The sequence below is a fragment of the Pseudorhodobacter sp. genome (assembly GCF_030452865.1).
GTDB lineage: Bacteria > Pseudomonadota > Alphaproteobacteria > Rhodobacterales > Rhodobacteraceae > Pseudorhodobacter.
Window position 1 is genome coordinate 1 of record NZ_JAKDLJ010000288.1, and the last position, 4,832, is coordinate 4,832.

Here is a 4,832-nt window from a genome sequence, read left to right on the forward strand (position 1 = left end):
GACACACCCGGCCACTCCGACTTTTCCGAAGACACTTACCGGACGCTGACAGCCGTGGATGCCGCGGTGATGGTGATCGACGGCGCGAAAGGTGTGGAAAGCCAGACCCGCAAGCTGTTTGAAGTTTGCCGTTTGCGCGACCTGCCGATCCTGACATTCTGCAACAAGATGGACCGAGAAGCGCGCGATACCTTTGAAATCATTGATGAGATTCAGGAGAATCTTGCAATTGATGTCTCCCCCGCGTCTTGGCCCATCGGCTCCGGGCGTGATTTTCTCGGATGCTACGACATTCTGAACGACCGGTTGGAGTTGATGGACCGTGCTGACCGCAACCGGGTTGCCGAAACGATCAAGATCAACGGGTTGGATGATCCCAAGCTGGCGCAACACATCCCCCCCGAAATGCTGGCCAAACTGCGCGAAGAACTGGAGATGGCGCGCGCGCTGCTGCCTGCGCTGAACCGGGAGGCGCTGCTCAATGGTTCAATGACACCGATCTGGTTCGGGTCTGCGATAAATTCCTTCGGCGTCAAGGAGTTGATGGACGGCATCGGCAAATTCGGGCCGGAACCGCAGCCGCAACCCACCACCACGCGCAAAGTTGCGCCTGAAGAAAGCGCCGTGACCGGCGTTGTGTTCAAGGTGCAAGCCAATATGGACCCGAAACACCGCGACCGCGTGGCCTTTGTCCGGCTTGCGTCGGGGCATTTTGAACGCGGCATGAAGCTGAACCATGTCCGGTCGAAAAAGGTGATGACGATCACCAATCCGGTGCTTTTCCTCGCCGCTGACCGCGAATTGGCCGATGAAGCCTGGGCCGGCGATATCATCGGCATCCCGAACCACGGCCAGTTGCGCATTGGTGATGCGCTGACCGAAGGCGAGGCACTGCAATTCACCGGCATCCCTTCCTTTGCGCCGGAACTGTTGCAAGGTGTGCGCGCGGGCGATCCGATGAAAGCCAAGCATCTGGAAAAGGCGCTGCTGCAATTTGCCGAGGAAGGTGCGGCCAAAGTGTTCAAACCCTCAATCGGCTCCGGCTTTATCGTCGGCGTCGTGGGTGCGTTGCAATTTGATGTGCTCGCCAGCCGGATTGAACAGGAATACGGATTGCCGGTGCGGTTTGAGCCATCGCAATTCACCTCTGCCCGCTGGGTTAGCGGGCCAAAGGCGGAGATGGAGCGGTTTCAAGCCGTGAACAAGGGCCATGTCGCCTTTGACAGCGACGGTGACACCGTGTTCCTGACCCGCCTGCAATGGGACATTGACCGCATCATCCGCGATTATCCGGAACTCACGCTTTCGGCCACCAAGGAAGTGATGGCGTAACCACGACGAAAGGGCCGCACATGGCCGCGACCTATCCTGACGCACCTGACGGGCCGATCGCGCAATGGCAACAGCGCCGCAAACCTTTGGGCGCGGCGGATTGTGCAGCCCTTGCGCCTTTGGATAGCGATCTTAAGGCGCTGCTGACCGAACCCGTCGCACCGCCAGCGCCATCGGACAGATACATCAGCAAAATCCATGAATTGCAGGGTGAATTTGTCGGGCAAAGTGCTTTGTTGCTGCAACATGGGCTTGCGGTCGCGCATCTGCGCAAACGCGAATATCCCGCACATACCCCCGCGCTCTTCCGTCGTTTCTGGCAGGAGCAAAGCCCGCATTTGCTCGCAGCACTCTCGACGCGCTGGCTGATTTCCGCGCTGATCACCTTTGGCGAGCACGGCGGGACGGAAGCAGAACGCAGCCTTGCCCGCGAAATGGGGATGCTGTTTTCGGTAATGAAACTCTATGAATTTGAGCGGTTGCATTCCGGCAAGGCGCCGGAGGAACCATTCGGGTTGAAACGGGTGCAAGCGGAGTTGCCACTGGGCATGACGCCGTTCTCGCTGGCAACCGGCGGGCTGGATATCAACCTGCTGGCCCCGCTCTGGCTGGCGGCGGAGGTGGACACCACGTCGGCCCCGCTGGGAAGGGAATTGCTGCGACGGCTGAACGATGACCCCGGCGGGTTGTTTCGGCGCATAGCAGCGATGCGGGCCAGAAAGCGCGCAAGAATTGCGGGCAAGAAGGAATGAACCCCGCAAAAAGCGGCGATAACTTGACCTTTGCAGCATTTGGCGTTAGTGGCAAACGAGCCTACGGGCATCAGACGCCGGGGCGCCCGGAAATCTAGCGTCCCAATCTATTCTTGCGGTCCGATACCGCATGTCACAGGACGCATATGACCAAATTCTCCGACCTCGCGCTGGACCCCCGCGTGCTCAAGGCAGTTGCCGAAGCTGGCTACGAAACTCCGACCCCGATTCAGGCTCAGGCGATTCCGCATGCGCTGGAAGGCCGTGACGTGTTGGGGATCGCGCAAACCGGCACCGGCAAAACCGCCAGCTTTACGCTGCCGATGATCACGCTTTTGGGCAAAGGCCGTGCCCGCGCCCGGATGCCGCGGAGCCTTGTGCTGGCCCCAACGCGGGAGCTTGCGGCACAGGTTGCCGAAAACTTTGAGATTTACGCCAAATACACCAAACTGACCAAGGCGCTTTTGATCGGCGGCGTCGCCTTTGGCGAACAGGACAAGCTGATCGACCGCGGCGTAGACGTGCTGATCGCCACACCCGGCCGGTTGCTCGACCATTTTGAGCGCGGCAAACTGCTGTTGCAAGGTGTGCAGATCATGGTGGTGGATGAAGCTGACCGCATGCTCGACATGGGGTTCATCCCGGATATCGAAAAGATTTTCAGCCTGACGCCATTCACCCGCCAGACGTTTTTCTATTCCGCCACCATGGCACCGGAAATTGAGCGAATCACTAACACTTTCCTTTCCGCTGCGGTGAAGATCGAAGTCGCTCGGGAGAATTCGACTTCGGAAAAAATCGAACAGCGATTGATCGAGGTAAAACCAAGCCGCAAGGATCGCAGCTTTGCTGAAAAGCGCGCGGTTTTGCGGGCGATCATCCGCGCCGAGGGTGCGGCTTGTACCAATGCCATCATCTTTTGCAATCGCAAGACCGATGTTGATGTTGTTTACAAGTCCTTGAAACAGCATGGGTTCAACGCCTCCCCCATTCATGGCGATCTGGATCAATCGGTGCGCACGCGCACGTTGGACGGGTTTCGTGACGGGACCGTGCATCTGCTGGTTGCCTCTGACGTGGCCGCCAGGGGATTGGATATTCCGGCAGTCAGCCATGTCTTCAATTTCGACGTGCCGACCCATCCGGAGGATTACGTTCACCGCATCGGTCGCACCGGACGCGCAGGCCGCGAAGGCAAAGCCTTTACGCTGGCAACGCCATCAGATGCGAAATACCTGACCGCGATTGAAACACTGGTCAGCAGGCCGATCCCGCGTGGCGAATTGCCGGCGGGGATCGAGGTGGGCGAGGAACGGCCACGCCGAGCCAAAGCCGCCGATGCCGAGAAGCCCGAGCGCCGCAGCCGCAGCCGTAAAAAACCCGATGCCACGGCGGAACTGGCTGTCGATGCGGGCGCGGTTTCCGATGCCCCCGCCACGAAAGACGATGCGCCACGCCCGGAGAGAACGCGTAGCCGCAATCGCAGGTCCGACCGCAACGAAGACCGCGGCGAACCGGTAGCCGAAGCAAGCAGCACCGCGCAGGCAGCCCTGCCCCAAGAACCGGATGTTGTCGATGGTTTTCGGGACAGTCGCAGAGATGAAGGTAACGGCGACCGCCGCGATGATCGCCGGGACCGTGACACCCGGCGCGAAGACCGGAGTGATGATCGTCGCGACCGAGACGATCGGCGCGGAAACCGCAATGACAACCGGCGCGGGAACGGTGGGAACGGCGGCAATGACCGCGTGGTCGGGATGGGAGACCATGTGCCGGACTTCATTCTGCGCAGTTTCCGCCTCGACACCGAAACAAGCGCGGATGAGGCGGAGGTCGAACCGGCCCTGTCGGACGACAGCGACAGCTAGAGCTGTATCGCGTTTGATCAGAACCAAGCATTCATCTGTCCTAATGCGGCAGCGTTTGCAAAGAATAACGCTTTCATTTGGCTCGGTGAATCCCATTGAACGCGACACACTCTGGAGCGTGTTGCGTTTAATCGGCTTCAGATATTTAGTCCCCCAAGGTGAATGCAGGTCGCATGCAATGCCCTCGGAAGAACCCGGGCAGGATCGCTTCTTCCTTTGATCCTCAACCTAAAACAAAAAGAAAAGGCGCGCCGGGCCAACCCGCCGCGCCTTTTTCATTGCCATCCTTTGATGCTCAGTCAGGCAAACCCGGACAGCGCACTCACTTGCATCCGTTACGTATCACCCTTCGGTCAAGCGGCTGACCACCACAGTCACTTCCGGCTTCTTGCCGATTTCTTCCATGCAGACCTGACGAATCACCCGGCGTACCGCCTCATCCAGTTTGTCATCATCGCGCAGCACCTTCTTGCCCGCGCCATCGACAAACTCGGTCAGATCGGCTTCAAGCGTATCGGCCAGTGTGGCCCCGGTGCGCCCCTTTTCGGGCAGACCCTTGATTTCCACCCAGGCATCGCCCAGCGGTTCATCCGATTCATCCAGAAGCAGGGTTGCCATGACATGACCGTTCAGCGCCATGCGGATGCGGTCGCGCACGACGCCATCCCGCGCGCCGATCATCACTGAGCCATCGAGATAGGTTCGCCCCGCCTCGATATATTCCGCCACTTCCGGCGCATCGCCGGTCAGGTCGATCATCATGCCATTGGTCACCACATCCGACTGCCGCCCTGCCGACATCGCCACACGAGAATGTTCGCGCAGATGGCGGTGTTCGCCGTGCATCGGAATCACGATCTTCGGGTTCAGGATGCGATGC

At 59.5% G+C, this 4,832-nt stretch carries 3 protein-coding genes and 1 pseudogene; 3 read left to right on the top strand and 1 reads right to left on the bottom strand.

The features are described from left to right. The 3 genes from L0H65_RS14700 to L0H65_RS14710 all read left to right on the top strand — a co-directional run. Positions 1–1,332 (top strand): peptide chain release factor 3 (locus L0H65_RS14700; RefSeq protein ID WP_301459797.1); only part of this gene is annotated, 1,332 nt, incomplete at its 5' end. A gap of 20 nt (positions 1,333–1,352) precedes the next feature. Beyond that, positions 1,353–2,084, top strand: a complete 732-nt coding sequence (locus L0H65_RS14705; protein WP_301459798.1) for a hypothetical protein — start codon at positions 1,353–1,355, stop codon at positions 2,082–2,084. Between the two features lie 146 nt (positions 2,085–2,230). Next, positions 2,231–3,952: a DEAD/DEAH box helicase gene (locus L0H65_RS14710; RefSeq protein WP_301459799.1), complete on the top strand. Its 1,722-nt coding sequence runs from the start codon at positions 2,231–2,233 to the stop codon at positions 3,950–3,952. A 342-nt stretch (positions 3,953–4,294) separates the two neighbouring features. Here the strand turns inward: L0H65_RS14710 and L0H65_RS14715 are convergent. Next, positions 4,295–4,832 (bottom strand): annotated as a pseudogene (locus L0H65_RS14715) (ribonuclease J); the annotation flags it as partial.

What these genes read in the sequence shown, in the direction of transcription:
- L0H65_RS14705 (WP_301459798.1), top strand. Translation starts at nt 1,353, where the DNA reads ATGGCCGCGACCTATCCTGACGCACCTGACGGGCCGATCGCGCAATGG.
- L0H65_RS14710 (WP_301459799.1), top strand. Translation starts at nt 2,231, where the DNA reads ATGACCAAATTCTCCGACCTCGCGCTGGACCCCCGCGTGCTCAAGGCA.